Genomic DNA, 16,152 nt, shown 5'->3' with positions numbered 1-16,152 from the left:
AGGAGAGTATTATGCCACTTTATGACTTAAATAGCTTTGCAAGTTATCGCGAACGCGGCCGAAGAATTATGGGTATTGATTTGGGCGAAAACACTATAGGGGTCGCAATCTCAGACGAAACATGGTGTATTGCTACACCTGTTACCGTGATTCGACGCACCAATAGAAATGCCGATATTGCTTCCATATTGAGTCTTGGTAACCAATATCACGCCTTAGGCATCGTTGTTGGCCTTCCCATAAATATGAACGGTTCATATGGGCCGCAAGCTGAAAAAATGAGAGAGTTTGCCAGATCAATGTCTGAGCTGTCTCAAGTGCTCGTTGCTTTGTGGGATGAGCGTCTATCAACTGCGGCTGTGAATCGAACGCTGTTAAGCGCGGATATGTCTCGCAAGCGTCGCGGAGAAGTCGTAGATAAGTTAGCGGCAACATACATTCTTCAAGGGGCCCTAGATCGCTTAAAAACCATTGACTCCAACGCTGGTGGTTTTAGCTACAATAGGTTTTAGTGAAACTTGACTTTAACTTAAAATGACTATGATTTTATGCGTGAAAGCTGCAATGGCCGGATCGTATAAAATCACTGTTTAACTTCTTGAACAACCGTTGAAATGCAATAAATGGACGACCACATTCTTACTCCTTCGGGTGTTCCCAGATTTTGGTGATCTCTTTTAAAAACTCGTAAAATGCATTAATTTTGGGGGATCCTTCAAGCCGTTTGTGATAGCTATAATAATAGGAAACTATACTATTTGGCAGATCAGGAAAAACATCAATCAGCAGGCCCTTTTCTATAAGTTCCTTGTGGTAACCGTAGCATCCAATGCCTGCCCCTGAAAGTAGAAGAGTCCGCATTCCAGGGCCTGTAAAAACTTCTACAAAAGGGGTTATAACAAGGGGCGAAGTATGCTTCATAATCTGCTGATTCATAATTTCAAATTCATTACCACCAAATATAAGAACCTTATGATGTTGAAGATCTGCAAACGTTTTCGGTGTTGAATTCTTGGCTAAATACTCGGGAGATGCATATACACGCATCGAAGTATCGTACAGATGGCGGGCAATAAAATTTGAATCGGCAGTACTTTGTGAATACAAACCAACCGATGCATCTGCATCCCCTATTTGCAATTGGTAAATATTGATTATTGAAGAAAAACTAAAAGATATTTTGGGGTATTTATCGGAGAATAAAGCAATATTTTCTAAAACAGTCTCAAGCAAACCAATTCCACTTGTAAACTTAAACATTCCCTCAGGTTCAGAATCTTTTTCACGTATTACATCCGTACCTTGGGCTAGTCTTCCCACCACTTCCTGACATAAATTTAAAAAATCTTGCCCGTGTTTTGTAAGAGCAAGTCCGCGAGAATGTCGAACAAAAAGTATGAGATTTACTTCTTTTTCGAGGGCCGTCATTTGACGGCCTAAATTTGGCTGGGTTGTCCCTAACTCTTTAGCTGCTGCACTAAGATTTCCAGTACGGGCTACAATAATGAATGATCTAAGATGATTTAAGTTAAAATCCACTAGTTAATCCTTGAAGTGCCACTTAATTCTATACTCATTGATATACAATAATAATATTGATTTATACAATGATCAAATTAAGCATACCAACCAGGGCTGCAAATGGACACTAAAAACGAGTGTAATATATAATTTTGATTATTTTTCCACACTCATAAGCCTGTTTTTTGCTATTTTGCAAAAATAGGGGCATAAACACAATTTGCAGTTTTTAATTCACAATTAATTTTTTCCATGATCTAACTCCATCAAAAAAACATTTATATCAAAGTGGATACTGCATTGTTAGCAACCCTTATATCCATACTTATTTAATAAAATAACACCCAAAGTTGCACTATAATTTTAGGATAATTGTGCGCACTTCAGAAATTTTCCTGAGCCTACACTCAACTAACATATTGAATAAAAACATTTAAAGTAATTTCACGCCCTTGTTGCGACATTTCGCCACCCTTGTTGGGTTTGCTTATTATCTCTTCTCGGGGGGGGTGATCCGCAAAAGAGTGATTTGATTGCGATGGCGTCGCATAACCTCAAAACGGAAGTCAGCTAACATAAAAGCTTGCCCGACTTCAGGAATCAACCGAACTTCAAACAAAACCAAACCAGCAATTGTGGCGGCGTCTTCATCCGGCAAGTCCCATTCGAATTGACGATTAAGATCCCGAATGGTTACATTTCCATCTACGATGAATGATCCATCTTCTTGGGCTCTTACTCCTTTAACTGTAACATCATGTTCATCTGAAATGTCACCCACTATTTCTTCTAAAATGTCTTCTAGGGTTACAATACCCATAATAGAGCCATATTCATCAACCACTAAGGAGAAGTGTTCGCGTCTCAATCGAAAAGCTTGAAGTTGTTCAAGTAGATCCGTACTTTCAGGTACAAACCAGGGTGGGCTTGCAATCGTTGTGATATCCAATTTACCCACCTGGCCCCCTTGGGCTTGTACCGCCCGCAGAAGAGCCTTAGCATTGATGATGCCTATAACATTGTCTGGGTCAGTTCTAAATAAGGGGACACGGGTAAATGGACACGCCAAAACTTGCTCAACAATCGTTTCCAGAGTGTCATCAGCATCAATCATGGTTACATTCTTACGATGCACCATAATTTCCCCTACCTGTACGGACCCTAAATCCAATATCCCTTTCAGCATGGCACGCTCATGAGGAACATCTTGTCCTGGACCATGATGAAGATCGATGACGCCACGCAGTTCCTCAACAGTTGCATGAGACGTTGAGGTCACTCGCACATTAAAACGGAATAACTTTAAGGTCACCCGTGCAATAAAATTAATGGCTATAGTCAGGGGACGAAAAATTTTGCAAATAAATCTCATAGGAGTAGCCAAAAATACAGCGACACGCTCAGGTTGATTGACTGCAATAATCTTTGGCATCGTTTCTGCATAAATTACGATGAGAGCACTGGCAATTATCGGTGCATAAATGATGCCATTTCCCTCCTGAAAAAGAGTATCAATGAGTTTTGTCATTAAAGAGGTAGCAAAAGTAATAAAAACAGTGGCACACATCAAAAGAGCACTCAAGGTAAGACCCGGGGTTTGTTGAAGTAAGCGAATATGAACAGCCTTCTTATCCCCTCGTTTTGCCATATGATGGAGTTTTGGCTTTGAAGCTGCAGTAATTGCTGTTTCAGAAGCAGACAGAAAACCTGCCCCAATGAGTAATATAAGAATGATGAAAGCCAATAAAAAGGTCATTTTTTAAGTTGAACCATCCTGTGCAGAGAATAGATTAACGGACGCGAATTGTAGGGTAGTAGTTTATTCAAGCTCTCTCGGCACTCCAGAAGGATCCAGCTTCGATGGTGTAGAGGGGCGAGTTGACTTTGAAGTCAGATAATGTTCTTCTTCTCCCTCTTTCTTAGGTTCCTCACTTTCCTCACTCACTTTTATCTTCTTTTGTGTTCCTTCATTATATACATACTGAATATTCTTTCGCAGCGGCCTACGAGATCCGGTATCCAGAACAGAATTTGTGAGTTTTCCTTGGCTTGGTGTAGGGCAAGCAGGCATAGGCTCTAAATCAGGACCTTCGTGGTGCGTGCCAACAATATCTTGAATGACCTTTAGCAGATTCTCACACTTGGCGACTTGTGATGAATTGGTAGGAACGCTTGTCATACTCAAGAATTCTTGCATTTGTTTGAACAAAGCTTCGTAATATGGTTGTGCAGACCTTGTTTTAGAGCATTTTTCTAAATGAGTATTAAAGCGCTTTAATGAATGCTGGCATTGGGAAAATTGATCTATATGATCTGAGTTAGAAGTTTCAGCATTTGCCAAAACACTAAAAAACAATGTCATGCCCATCATGAATAGAAACGACATAAAAGCATTTTTGTATTGCATTCTGAACTCTATTCTTTTTCTCAATTGTTCAACCATATCTACATCCCTAGCCTTTTAATCATAAGAACTTTTCTACAAAGAGTAAAGGAAGCACTGATTACTTATGGACTTAATCATTGGGGTAAACCCTTACTAAAACGCTTTTAAAACATACTGGGCTGGATAATTATCACGAATATATTCAGCTAAAGCAGCAATTACACGATCAACGGTTGTGTTGGTTGGCTCGTCAAAGGTTTGTACAACGACATTGGCTTCGCCATAAATAGGATATCGCTCGGCAATAAATTCTTCTAAAGTTGTTCGATGACGGGTTGCATCTTCTAACAGAGGTCGATCTGTACGTCTAGATACTCGGGCTACAAGAGTGTCTAGATCTGCTTTCAACCAAACAGAAATTGCCTTTTCTTTAATCTGCTCTCGGGTGGCTGGATACATGAAAGACCCTCCTCCCGTTGCAAGGACATGAGGATCTTGCTCGAGCAATCTATTAATGACGCGAAATTCACCATTAACAAAGGCTTCTTCTCCAAAAATATCAAGAATTTCCTTAATATGACACCCTGCTGCGGATTCAACTTCCATATCAGAGTCGTAAAAAGGAACTTCAAGGCGTTTAGCGAGACGTCTGCCAATGCTCGTTTTGCCGGCCCCCATGAGGCCAACCAGAACAATTGTCTTAGGAGGACGAAAGCTAAGGGGCGCTCCCGATGGGCGATAATTCGATTCTTCTTTCATGATTGAAAAATATACAGCACTCCCGTCATCAACTCAAGAAAGAAATCGTGAGAGATGCGTACGGCTCACTGATTAAGGGTTTGCAGCTCGGGATCTTTACTCAATATGGGCTTCTGCCTGCTCTTCAAGAACTTTGGCGCGATTATTCCAGGTTAAAGAGAAGAAAAACGTTGCCAAAAGTGAGGCAACAATAAAGAAAACAAAGCCTCCGCCCCATCCATAATGATCAGCAACCCACCCCACGCAGATACCAGATAAACCACTTCCTAAATAACCAAATGTACCTGTTAAACCATTGGCCATACCAACGGCTTTCTTGGAAGCAAAGTCAGCGGCAGCAACACCTGCTAGAACTTGAGGACCATATACCAAGAAGCCAACAGCCATCATGGCAATACCATTCATGAGATGATTACCTGCCGGTACCCACCAAAAATAGAATAAGCTTGCCGTCAAAAGTCCCATGTAAATAACACTTACAGGCCCGCGACGACCTGAAAAGAACCGATCAGAAGCCCAACCTGCTGCAATACCACCCGTTATTCCCGCAATCTCAAATCCAGCAACTTGCCGTCCTGAAGACATTAAGGAGGCGCCTTTTAACTCACTTAAAAAAGTAGGCGCCCAATTAAATACTCCCATACGAACAACATATAAAAACATATTCCCGAGGCAAACATACCAAAGCAAACGATTTTTCAAAACACGCATGATAAGGGCTTTGGGCGCAAGATGTTCCTCTTCCGTTTCTAAAGGATTTTTCACCAAACCTTTATGCTGCTCAATGGAAGGAAGCCCAATGGATTGGGGAGTGTCTCGTAATCGGTTGAAGAGGAGGGCCGCAATGCCCAGAACAAGAATTGCAGGCAAAATAAAGGCAGACTGCCATCCATAATGTTGAACCAAATAACCTGCAATCAACACGATTGCAGCACCCCCAATTTGATGGGACATGTTGGTCAGACCCCACTTTGTCCCCAGTTCAGTGGGGCTATACCAATGGGTTAAGAGTCGTGCAACCGGTGGCCATCCCATAGATTGAAACCAGGCATTAATGGCCCAAAAAAATCCAAAATAGTAAAGACTTGAGCCAAATCCCATAAAAAAACTGCTTACGGCTGCTCCCAACAACCCCAATGTCATAAAATAGCGGGCATTTGAACGGTCGCTAAAATATCCATTCACGAACTTACCAACACCGTAAATTATGGACCATAAGGTAATAATGGCTCCAAGCTGAGTTTTGGTATAGCCATACTCGGCGCTGATCGCCGGTAAAGCCATAGAAAAGTTCATTCTAACCAAGTAAAAAGCCGCATAGCCAAATATCATACTGTAAAGTATGCGGATACGCCAATAAGAATACCGCTCCCGGAGAGTTTTTTCCGGTTCATTTTCAACGGTGGAAATGGCAATTGTATCCTCAAACGAAGCCACATTAGCACTGTGCATCTGTTTCATGCTTTCTTCCTAACTTATTTGAAGTATATGAAAATAGATTGTAGGTGAAGCTGTATTGAATTCATAATCATAAAAGGCAATCACAAACAATCCTTGTTGATATCAATTCCACACCCTATCCTAACACAACTTGAAAAAAAAGAAAAAATATTGTGCCTTATGTGATTAGACCCCGTATAATGAGGTCAAAAGCTCAATCTGAGGTATTTTATGACCACCACACCAAACTTAAAAAAAGATTCCTTAACCCCCAATATGAGAACATTAAGAAAAATTTTACCTTATATATGGCCACGAACTTTGCCTAAAATTCGAGCAAGAGTTATTTTTTCCTTTATTTCCTTAATTATTGCGAAGGGCGCAACACTTATTGTGCCGCTTCTATTTAAGGGGAGCATTGATGCGCTTTCTCCCCTACAGCAAGGTATTATAACCCTTCCCGTCATCCTCATCATCTCCTATGGGATAGCACGACTTGTTTCCACTCTTTTTGCGGAAATTCGGGATGGCATTTTTGCAACGGTAGCCCAACGAGCTATTCGGCAAGTTGGGTTGTCCATATTTCATCATTTGCATACCTTAGGACTGCGCTTTCACCTCGAACGCCAAACCGGTGGTCTCAGTCGCGCAATAGAACGCGGAACCAAAGGGATTGAATCCCTCCTCCAATTTTTAACCTTTAATATTATTCCCACCCTTGTTGAAATTCTTTTAGTCGCCATTGTATTGTGGGTGCTTTACGATTATCGATTCTCACTCATTACTCTTTTGACCATGATTATCTACATTGTCTTCACCCTTACAATTACAGAATGGCGCATTGGCTTTGTCCGAACTATGAATGCTACAGACTCGGAAGCCCATACAAAGGCCATAGATAGCTTATTGAATTTCGAAACAGTCAAATATTTTAACAATGAACAGCATGAAGCCTCACGATTTGACTCTGCTCTTAAAAAATATGAATCAGCGGCTATTAAAAGTAAGACTTCCCTTTCTCTCCTTAACATAGGGCAAGCTGTTATAATTTCTTTGGGATTGGTAGCTGTTATGCTTTTGGCCGCCGCCTCCGTAAGCACCCAAAAAATGACAGTCGGAGACTTTGCTGCTGTTAACACTTATCTCCTTCAGCTTTATATTCCTTTATTCACTCTAGGATTTGCTTATCGCGAAGTGAAGTTAGCCTTAGTGAGTATGGAAGCTATGTTTGACCTACTCAGCGTGCCCGAAGAAATTCAAGACCAGCCCAATGCCCCTGCATTGGTGGTAGAGGGTGGGGAGATTGTCTTTGATAATGTTAGTTTTTCGTATACGGTTGACCGCCCCATCTTAAAACATATTTCTTTTCGCTTAGAAGCCGGCAAGACCATTGCTATCGTAGGATCGAGTGGTGCAGGAAAATCTACCCTTGGTCGCCTTCTTTTCCGATTTTATGATGTAACGGATGGAAGTATTACTATTGATAATCAAGATATCAGAGAAGTCACCCAAAAATCCTTGCGCCAAAGTATTGGCGTTGTCCCCCAAGATACCGTTTTGTTTAACGATACAATTGAATATAACATTGCATATGGCAACCCTCGTGCTTCGCATTCCCAAATTGAAGACGCGGCCCGTCAGGCCCATATCCACACATTTATAATGAGTCTACCTGAAAAATACAAAACCCGCGTGGGAGAGCGAGGGCTTAAATTATCGGGAGGCGAAAAGCAAAGAGTTGCTATTGCAAGGACATTACTCAAAAAACCTCAAATATTTTTATTTGACGAGTCCACGTCTGCCTTGGATACGCATACAGAAAAACAAATTCAAGCTAATCTTCAAGAACTTTCAGCCAACCATAGTACTGTTATTATCGCACATCGACTTTCAACAGTTATTGATGCAGATGAAATCCTTGTTCTTGATCAAGGGAAAATTGTTGAGAGAGGACGGCACAAAGCCCTTTTAGGGCAAAAAGGGTTATATGCCGTTATGTGGCAACGCCAACAAGAGCATCTGGAATATTCTTCCTCAGACTAATAAAGAAGAGGGAACATCACAAATAGTGAGGGTGTGATTTTATCTTTACGGTAAACTAATGAACCCTATTAAAGATGGGATCCTCCCCCTCGCGCAGAAGATTAATCATCAAACGTTGGGATTTTCCATGATCATCAGAAAATGTAATTTCACCCGAGTCCGTCCCAGAAAATCCACTGGCGAAGGCCGTTCCTTCAAATTGGAACCCATTTCCATTCCAATGCGTAAGCTTTGTTTCGGGTAGATCGCGATAAATAAGAACTAAATTATTGTCTTTATTTACAATTTCCACTTTTCCATAGAGATCATTTTCATAAATTCCTACGTAATCATTTAAACTTCTAGCGGGCGCTAACCCTTGCATCATTTGTTCCCGACGCCCTGTAATATATTTTTGCATAAGGTCTTGATGATCGACACGCAAGTTTTTTGCCCAATCAATCTCTTCCTTGACATTTAAATATAAATCCAAAAATTTACTGCGAATCGCTTCCGGAAAAAGGCTGACCCGCATACCCCCTAGGTTTGCCACAATTGCAACACCCATATTATCTTCGGGAATAAGCATAAGGAATGAACGTGTGCCTTCCATTCCCCCCATATGACTTAAAACATCAACACCTGCATAATCATGAATGAACCAACCCATGCCATATTGAAGCCTTGTGACACGATTTTGTGGCCACTGGCGCCCTCCTTGTACTTGAACATCTACATAAGGGGTCCGCATTTGATTCAAATTAAGTTCACTAATGGTAGGCTTACCATTCACTCGCGTCATATTAAGCTGAAATATCATCCATTTGCCTAAATCTTCTCCGGTCGAAATGAGGCCACTTGACGCAGGAAATGTATAGAGTGCTGGATTCCCTTGGGGTAGATAACGCGTTTTTCCTTGAAAAATATCATGAAAGGTTGGTTGCTCATCTTTTCTTTGGAAAGCTCTAAAAAATTTTTGCCAAAATGTTGGGGGATTTCTATCTCCAAATTTGGTTTCTTCTAAACCAGCAGGTTGAAAGATTTCTTCTTGATAATTTTGCAATAAGGACTTTCCCGTCACCTTTTCAATAATAGCCCCCATAAGGCCTACAAGAATGTTTTGATAGGTAAAGGTCTTTCCAAATCCTCCTTCTAGAGGTATTTTTTTCATACCCTTAACAATCTCCGGAGCACTCCATCCCAATTCATTAAGCGTATCTCCCGAAAAACCCGGCAAACCCGTGCGGTGAGATAAAATATCTCTTATCGTCATTTCTTGGGAAATTTTCGCATTTCCCAACTGGAAGTCAGGTAAGTATTTAGAGACTTTGTCGTCCCAGTGAAGCTTACCTTGATCCACCAAACGAGCAATGAGTGTGTTGGTAAAATTCTTTGTTAAAGAAGCTATTGCAAAGGGTGTGTGCTTATCTACCGAGTCTTTTTTTCCGTAAATCTTTACGCCAAAGCCCTTTAGATAAATAACTTTACCATCTTTAACAATAACTACGATCGCCCCAGGAACACCTTCCGCACTCATAGCTTGATTTATGTAAGTTTCCAAAATAGGCAAAACAGTGGAAAGTTCAGCACGGTCTTTTCCGCAAATAGGCGAAAAACTGACAATAAAAAGCCAGAAAAACAAAAAATGACGTTTCATGAAAAAAACCTACGTATATGCTATTCACTGAGTCGTAGCATGATTTCTTTCCACACTCAACCTATAGCACGACACAAAGTATTATTCACTAAAATTTACCTATATCATTTACGATATTTTAATAAAGAATCCTTAAGATAGAAATATAGTTAAGTGAAAATTATCGAAGAGCCATTATGGAATACGATCAATTATACGACGAAAGTCCCTATACTTCAAAAGAAGTGCGATCACGAGGAGGAATAATGAATACCATCCGCGCCACATTTTTAATCTGCGCAACAATACTTACAAGTGTTTTTGCTGTCATTTACTATGGGTATGACCAAGATCAATTCGTCGTAACAAGTAATGGTAATTTTGTATCTATCTTTGATAGAAAGTCTCGAACTCTAAATATTTGTGATAAAGGTAATTGTAACCTTATCAATCCCACATTTATTGCCCCTATGACCATTGGTGCTCAACAACAAGGTCTTCTTGGACAAGTCGGACAACGCCTTATTGGAAGCTTCCCTCAATCTCAAACACCTGGGAATCCACAAATGATACAACATTCTCCTGGAATGCCTCAGCAAATGGGCGGACATCCACAAATGATGCAACAAAGAGGAATGATGCCGCACCAAATGGGAGGAAATCCGCAAATGATGAATCCACAAATGATGCAACAGATGCAACAAAGAGGAATGATGCCTCAACAAATGGGGGGAAATCCCCAAATGATGAATTCTCAAATGAACCCTCAGATGAATCCTCAAATGATGCAACAAATGCAGCAAAGAGGAATGATGCCTCAACAAATGCCGGGAAATCCCCAAATGGTTAGTACCCAAATGGTAAATGGCATTCCCGGAGCGCAAGCCCAAATGACTGTTGGTGCTGCAGTCGCTAAGCCCGAAGCGACTGAAGAAGCAGAAGAAGAATCCACTGAGGAAGATAAAAAGGAAGAAGAAACGACAGAAGAAGAAACGAGTTCAGAAGATGAAGAAGCTGCGCCAGTATAGAGACTTTCATCTTTATCCCAATTTTGCCATGATTCCCTCAAAGGTGACCTTTGGGGGAATTTTTTATGCCACATCACTCTCCATTTATTCAGTCTTACGCTTCGTCTTTTTTAGATTTGATCCTCCCTCCTCGTTGTATTGGGTGCGCAAATATTGTCTTGGAACATCACACACTTTGTTCTCATTGTTGGAAAGAGTGTACTTTTTTATCATCTCCTTGCTGCGCTTTATGTGGATGGCCATTTTCTTTCGAGACACCAGAACAAACATTATGCCCTCACTGCCACCGCCTTCCCCCTTTATTTAAGCAATGCAGAAGCACCCTCGCCTATCAAGATAGCTCCCGCTCTCTTATCTTAAAATTTAAACAAGGTGATGGAACCTATTTAGCTCCGGGTTTAAGTAAATTGATGTTGATTGCAGGCCAAAATATTTTATCTCAAACCGATTTATTAATTCCCATTCCTTTGCATTGGAAGCGTTTATTTATGCGGCAATATAATCAAGCAGCCCTTTTGTCTTATCATCTCACACATCTCACAAACATCCCTACACGTACCGATCTTCTCAAACGGCAGCGCTCAACTCAAAAGCAGGCACATCAAAATCGCAAAGAAAGACAAGCAAATGTGCGGGGGGCTTTTATAATCCCCGACCAGAAATTATCTTTTCTTACAGGAAAATCTGTCACGTTAATTGATGATGTTTTTACAACAGGAGCAACAACAATAGAGTGTACCCGAATTTTACTAAAAGGAGGCGCAAAAGAAGTTCGCATCTTAACCCTCGCACGTGTTATAACTCCTCTATAAATAAGAGGCTATATTATGCAAGATGTTATCATTTATGTGACCCCCATTTGTCCCTATTGTGTTCGAGCAAAAGCATTGTTCGATAAATTAGGTGTGCCTTATAAAATTATTGATGTATCAACAAGTGACGATTTACGGAAAGAAATGATTTTACGGTCAAACGGTAGAACTTCCGTCCCTCAGATTTTTATTGGTGACGTACATATCGGTGGTTTTGATGATCTTTACGCACTTTATGTAGCCCAAGAATTAAATACTTATCTAAACCATTGAATTTTTTTTTCATTATCCTTATTTTAAGAGTAGGATAAGTTTATTTTTTAAAAAGAGGATTACCAGACTATGCGTCATTTAGCTTACTTACTTTTCATTATTTCCGCCATCACAAACCCGAGTTTAGCCAAACCTGTTCTCCCAACATCAGTCAATAATTCTACAGTTCTCGTTGAAATTTATACCATACCGGGATGTGGGGGATGTGGAAGAGCAAAAGCAATGTTTGATGATCGCTCAATCCCTTATAAAGAAATTAGTTTGGCAGGTCGCCGTGATCTCTATGATCAAATGAAAAAAAGAGCTTATGAACAAATGCCGCCAAGTGAGCGCCGCCCCATGGAAGAATCAATGACTGTTCCCAGAATTTTTATTAATAATAAATATATTGGAGGTTATTCTGATTTAGATGGCTCTATGTTAGACAAACTTAACTCACCAGCAAAGCCGATCACCCTTGAGTCATCAGAAGATACGGCCTCCCAAAATAACAAGAAAAGTGAGTCATGACGCAAAATTTTAAACGGCTTTTACTTTTTTTCCTTATTATTGTCGGAAGCACGTTTTATTTTTTCTGGCCTAAACATTATTCTTCTTCGTTCCAATCGAAGAATTTGCCTGTCATTGCCATTACACAAATTATTGAGCATCATACTCTTGATACGGTTCGTAAAGGGTTGTTGGCTGAACTTGCTGCTAATGGCTTTGATGAAAAATCTGCAAAAATTATTTATGAGAATGCTCACGGGAATGTTTCTACAGCCACTCAAATTGGCACTAAATTTGCCTCTCTTCATCCTAAAATTTTGGTAGCCTTGTCGACCCAATCAGCACAAATACTGTTGCCCTTGGTTTCAACAATGTCAGTTCCGCTTGTATTTACGGCTGTTACCAATCCTGTAGCTGCAAAATTAATTACTAAAAAATCAGAACCTCTGCCCCTTGTGACAGGCGTCAGCGATTTTATGGAACCTGAACCACAACTTGAAATGATGCGTGCTTTTTTACCACATCTGGCCACCCTAGGTGTACTTTTTAACCCTGCGGAAGTTAATTCCGTCAGTTTTTTAAATGAAATGGAAAAAGTTGCAAAAACTAAAGGGATTCGATTAATTTATACTGCCCTAAATAATACGGCAGATGCCACGAGCGCTACGACAAGCTTAATCGGTAAAGTTGACGCAATTTTTTTTCCAAATGACAATACAGCCATGGCTGCAGTTGGTGCTATTGTATTAGCTGCTTTAAAGCATAAAGTACCTGTTTTTGCCAATGATTCTGCTTCTGTTGAGAGAGGAGTCTTGGCAGCCCTTGCTTATGACCGATACGCAATGGGACGGAAAACAGGCGAGATTGTAAGTGCAATATTAAAGGGTAAGAAACCTTTGGATATCCCCATTGTCTATGACACACCTTCTGAAGTAGTGGTTAACGAAAAGACACTCGTTTCCCTAAACTTATCGCTTCCTAAAATGACGAAGGAAATTCGAAAGCTATAAGGATTGTCACATGATTTACGTTGGCGTATTAGGATCTACAGGCCGCATGGGCCAAACGATATTGAATGCACTCCAAAACCATCCGAGATGCCGCTTAAGTATTGCCGGCAGAAGGGATAATGTTTCCTCTCTTTTTGAACAAAGTGACGTGATTATTGATTTTACCTCTCCTGAATCATTAAGCACTTATATCAATCTAGCCATAACCTTAAAAAAACCTTTAGTCATTGGAACAACGGGCTTCCAACCAAAGCATGAAAAAACTCTTTCAGAAGCGGCTTTAAAAATTCCGATGGTGGTGGCTGCCAATATGAGCGTAGGTATAACTTTATTGACAAACCTTGTTCAACAATCAGCCAATCTCCTAGACGAAACATATGACATTGAAATTTCAGAGATTCACCACCGCCACAAGAAAGATGCTCCCTCTGGTACCTCACTCATACTGGGTAACGCCGCCGCACAAGGGCGGAAAAAAGAACTATCATCCTTACAAAACTGGCCGGATCGACAAGGGGAACGCCCCAAAGGCTCTATTGGTTTTTCTGTCCAAAGAGGCGGCCTGATTATTGGAGATCACTCAGTTCGTTTTATTGATGATGAAGAAATGATTGAACTAAGTCATCGAGGACTTTCGCGAAATCTTTATGCTAAAGGTGCCTTGCGTGCAGTCGAGTGGGTTATCCACCAAAATCCTGGACTCTATTCCATGAAAGATGTTCTTGGATTATGAGTTCACTTTCGCATTTTGAATTTAAACAATTGATGAATCGTTTTACCCCCTTTGATTCACCCCCCGTAATCGCCGTTGCCACGTCTGGCGGCCCCGATAGTTTAGCTTTAACCCTATTGGCACATCAATGGGCTCAAGATCAGGATGGCAAAGCTATTGCTCTTACGGTTGATCACCAATTACGAAAGGAATCAACTGAAGAGGCCTACAAAGTAAAGGGCTGGATGAAAGAAAAAAAAATAGATCATTATGTTTTAACCTGGCAAAGAGGCCCTGAGGGAAAGATCCCTGAAACCGCACTTCAAGCCAAAGCTCGTGAAGCACGCTACCATTTATTGGGACAATGGTGCAAAGACCATGGTATCAAACATTTATTAACAGGACATCACAGTCAAGATCAACTTGAAACGTTTATGATTCGTCTTGCTAAAGGATCCGGGCTCAAAGGGCTTACGGGCATTCAGGATGAAATTTCTACACCTTTTGGACGAATATTACGCCCCCTCCTTACCATTGATTCACAAAGTTTGAAAGAAACACTTCATGAATTTGGACAGCCTTTTATTGAAGATCCCAGCAATAATAACCAAGACTTCGCCCGCATCCGCTGGCGCAAATTACTGCCCATCCTCGCCGAAGAGGGACTGAGCCCCAAAAGTCTTCAGGAGACTCTTGAGCGATTGAGGCATTCTCAACGATTGATTGATCAATACATCTCATCCTGTCTTCAGCACCATGTGACTTTTTCTCCCTATGGCTACATCATTCTAAAAAAAACAGTTACCAAAGAATCTGGGGAAGTTTTTGAAGAAATATTAAAACGAGTTTTTACACTCATGGGCACAAAAAATTATCCTGTTCGACGCCAAGCTTTGCATCGCGCGATGGCAGCTTTGACGGCAGAAAAATCTATAACCTTGGCAGGATGTCAAATTTTGAACAAAACGAATGAATGGTGGATTATAAGAGAACCTGCAGCTGTTGGACCCCAAATTTTTGTTGAATCACCTGGTACTTATCATTGGGATGATCGTTTCATTATTGAAATTCATAAAAATATTCCTTGTCGAATTGACACATTAAGTAACGGCCTCCAGCTGTTAGACGAAAAATCAAAAGAACAATTGAGGCATATTCCTTCCCTGATTCTTCAAACTCTCCCTGCTTTATGGCAAGGTGAAAATCTTGTTGTTCCTCTCCCCTCTTTTACCTTTAGCCCCTTTGCTGACGATTTTCTAAAATGTTAATTCCCATCCTTCCTAAAAATCAGTCTCTTTTTGGCACACAAAATTTTGAAAAAGGCCCGCAATATGAAGCATGAACTCTTAAAACTTAAAAATGTTGGCAAAGCTACTTATAAAGACCTGGAATTGTTAGGAATTACCTCCATTATTCAACTGAGTCAAGCTGAACCCGATGACCTTTTTGGCCGACTAGAAATTTTAACAGGTCATGCTCAAGACCCCTGTGTTTGGGATGTTTTTGCGGCCATCATTCATGAAGCAAAAACAGGTGAGAAAACCCCTTGGTGGGATTGGACAAAAATACGAAAAATGAAAAAGTAACTATGCCGTCTGCAACCCTTTTTAAAAAATTTGATATCCTAAAATAATTTGTTATGAAGTGACTCTCCAATCGTCTTTCTTTTCCAACGTAATTTGGCCTCACAGACTGTTTATTTAAGAAGAAAGTCCTATATTATACAGTGAATGGAGGTGAATGACATGTGTTATAAATTACGCGACGTTCTTCTCTTTTTTGCAGGTGCAGAATTTTTCCATACTTTGCATCATGTTTTCCTATCATATTTCGTCTCCTTACCTATGGAGATGAAATTTATGGTCATGACGCCCACAATGAACAAATACATGATTGTGATAAATGCATCTTTTACAGTCCTTTTGTTATGGGGAGCCGGAAGGGTATGCAAGAGCGATTGTAATTGGTTATGTAAAAGCGAATGCAAAAAAGAAATGAAAGTAGAACCAAAAAAGCAAGTTAAAAAAATTAAAAATAATAGATAGGCTTTTGAGTTTATTTATA

16 protein-coding genes and 1 pseudogene are annotated in these 16,152 nt (G+C 40.4%); 11 read left to right on the top strand and 6 right to left on the bottom strand.

Annotation, left to right across the window (positions count from 1 at the left end; all coding sequences use genetic code 11):
* Positions 1 to 11: 11 nt before the first annotated feature.
* A complete protein-coding gene (ruvX, locus tag FJX03_03120) occupies positions 12 to 512 on the top strand; it encodes a Holliday junction resolvase RuvX (protein MBM3632684.1) in 501 nt (166 codons plus the stop codon).
* A gap of 127 nt (positions 513 to 639) precedes the next feature.
* Here the strand turns inward: ruvX and FJX03_03115 are convergent, their stop codons facing one another.
* The 5 genes from FJX03_03115 to FJX03_03095 all read right to left on the bottom strand — a co-directional run bounded on the left by FJX03_03115 (position 640) and on the right by FJX03_03095 (position 6,127).
* Entirely contained in the window at positions 640 to 1,539 is a 900-nt protein-coding gene (locus FJX03_03115) for a LysR family transcriptional regulator (protein MBM3632683.1), read from the bottom strand.
* 472 nt (positions 1,540 to 2,011) lie between these two features.
* Positions 2,012 to 3,277, bottom strand: coding sequence for a DUF21 domain-containing protein (locus FJX03_03110; protein MBM3632682.1), 1,266 nt, complete (start codon positions 3,275 to 3,277; stop codon positions 2,012 to 2,014).
* A 63-nt stretch (positions 3,278 to 3,340) separates the two neighbouring features.
* Positions 3,341 to 3,964, bottom strand: coding sequence for a hypothetical protein (locus tag FJX03_03105; protein MBM3632681.1), 624 nt, complete (start codon positions 3,962 to 3,964; stop codon positions 3,341 to 3,343).
* A 96-nt stretch (positions 3,965 to 4,060) separates the two neighbouring features.
* Positions 4,061 to 4,666, bottom strand: coding sequence for a shikimate kinase (locus tag FJX03_03100; GenBank protein ID MBM3632680.1), 606 nt, complete (start codon positions 4,664 to 4,666; stop codon positions 4,061 to 4,063).
* A gap of 96 nt (positions 4,667 to 4,762) precedes the next feature.
* Positions 4,763 to 6,127: an MFS transporter gene (locus FJX03_03095; GenBank protein ID MBM3632679.1), complete on the bottom strand. Its 1,365-nt coding sequence runs from the start codon at positions 6,125 to 6,127 to the stop codon at positions 4,763 to 4,765.
* A 210-nt stretch (positions 6,128 to 6,337) separates the two neighbouring features.
* Between FJX03_03095 and FJX03_03090 the strand changes: the two genes are divergently transcribed.
* Positions 6,338 to 8,149 (top strand): ABC transporter ATP-binding protein/permease, encoded by a 1,812-nt coding sequence (locus FJX03_03090; protein ID MBM3632678.1) that lies wholly within the window; start codon positions 6,338 to 6,340, stop codon positions 8,147 to 8,149.
* Positions 8,150 to 8,204: 55 nt separating this feature from the next.
* On the opposite strand, the gene FJX03_03085 is transcribed toward FJX03_03090, so the two are convergent.
* Positions 8,205 to 9,785 (bottom strand): serine hydrolase, encoded by a 1,581-nt coding sequence (locus FJX03_03085; protein ID MBM3632677.1) that lies wholly within the window; start codon positions 9,783 to 9,785, stop codon positions 8,205 to 8,207.
* Between the two features lie 176 nt (positions 9,786 to 9,961).
* Between FJX03_03085 and FJX03_03080 the strand changes: the two genes are divergently transcribed.
* The 9 genes and pseudogenes from FJX03_03080 to FJX03_03040 all read left to right on the top strand — a co-directional run bounded on the left by FJX03_03080 (position 9,962) and on the right by FJX03_03040 (position 16,034).
* Entirely contained in the window at positions 9,962 to 10,792 is an 831-nt protein-coding gene (locus FJX03_03080; GenBank protein MBM3632676.1) for a hypothetical protein, read from the top strand.
* Between the two features lie 65 nt (positions 10,793 to 10,857).
* Positions 10,858 to 11,604, top strand: a complete 747-nt coding sequence (locus FJX03_03075) for a ComF family protein (protein MBM3632675.1) — start codon at positions 10,858 to 10,860, stop codon at positions 11,602 to 11,604.
* 15 nt (positions 11,605 to 11,619) lie between these two features.
* The gene (grxC, locus tag FJX03_03070; protein ID MBM3632674.1) at positions 11,620 to 11,877 is read left to right on the top strand and encodes a glutaredoxin 3; all 258 of its coding nucleotides are present in this window, start codon (positions 11,620 to 11,622) and stop codon (positions 11,875 to 11,877) included.
* 69 nt (positions 11,878 to 11,946) lie between these two features.
* Positions 11,947 to 12,387, top strand: a complete 441-nt coding sequence (locus FJX03_03065) for a hypothetical protein (protein ID MBM3632673.1) — start codon at positions 11,947 to 11,949, stop codon at positions 12,385 to 12,387.
* Positions 12,384 to 13,376: an ABC transporter substrate-binding protein gene (locus FJX03_03060; protein MBM3632672.1), complete on the top strand. Its 993-nt coding sequence runs from the start codon at positions 12,384 to 12,386 to the stop codon at positions 13,374 to 13,376. Before FJX03_03065 ends, FJX03_03060 begins: the two co-directional genes overlap by 4 nt.
* A gap of 10 nt (positions 13,377 to 13,386) precedes the next feature.
* Positions 13,387 to 14,109, top strand: a complete 723-nt coding sequence (locus FJX03_03055) for a 4-hydroxy-tetrahydrodipicolinate reductase (protein MBM3632671.1) — start codon at positions 13,387 to 13,389, stop codon at positions 14,107 to 14,109.
* Entirely contained in the window at positions 14,106 to 15,356 is a 1,251-nt protein-coding gene (tilS, locus tag FJX03_03050; protein ID MBM3632670.1) for a tRNA lysidine(34) synthetase TilS, read from the top strand. Before FJX03_03055 ends, tilS begins: the two co-directional genes overlap by 4 nt.
* 63 nt (positions 15,357 to 15,419) lie before the next feature.
* On the top strand, positions 15,420 to 15,674 hold the full coding sequence (locus tag FJX03_03045; GenBank protein MBM3632669.1) for a Mitomycin resistance protein mcrB: 255 nt from the start codon (positions 15,420 to 15,422) through the stop codon (positions 15,672 to 15,674).
* 159 nt (positions 15,675 to 15,833) lie between these two features.
* A pseudogene (locus FJX03_03040) lies at positions 15,834 to 16,034 on the top strand (hypothetical protein).
* Positions 16,035 to 16,152 lie beyond the last annotated feature (118 nt).

Source organism: Alphaproteobacteria bacterium (genome assembly GCA_016870095.1).
GTDB lineage: Bacteria > Pseudomonadota > Alphaproteobacteria > Paracaedibacterales > VGCI01 > VGCI01.
The sequence above is the reverse complement of the archived record's forward strand: the minus strand, read 5'-3'. Positions and strand labels throughout refer to the sequence as shown.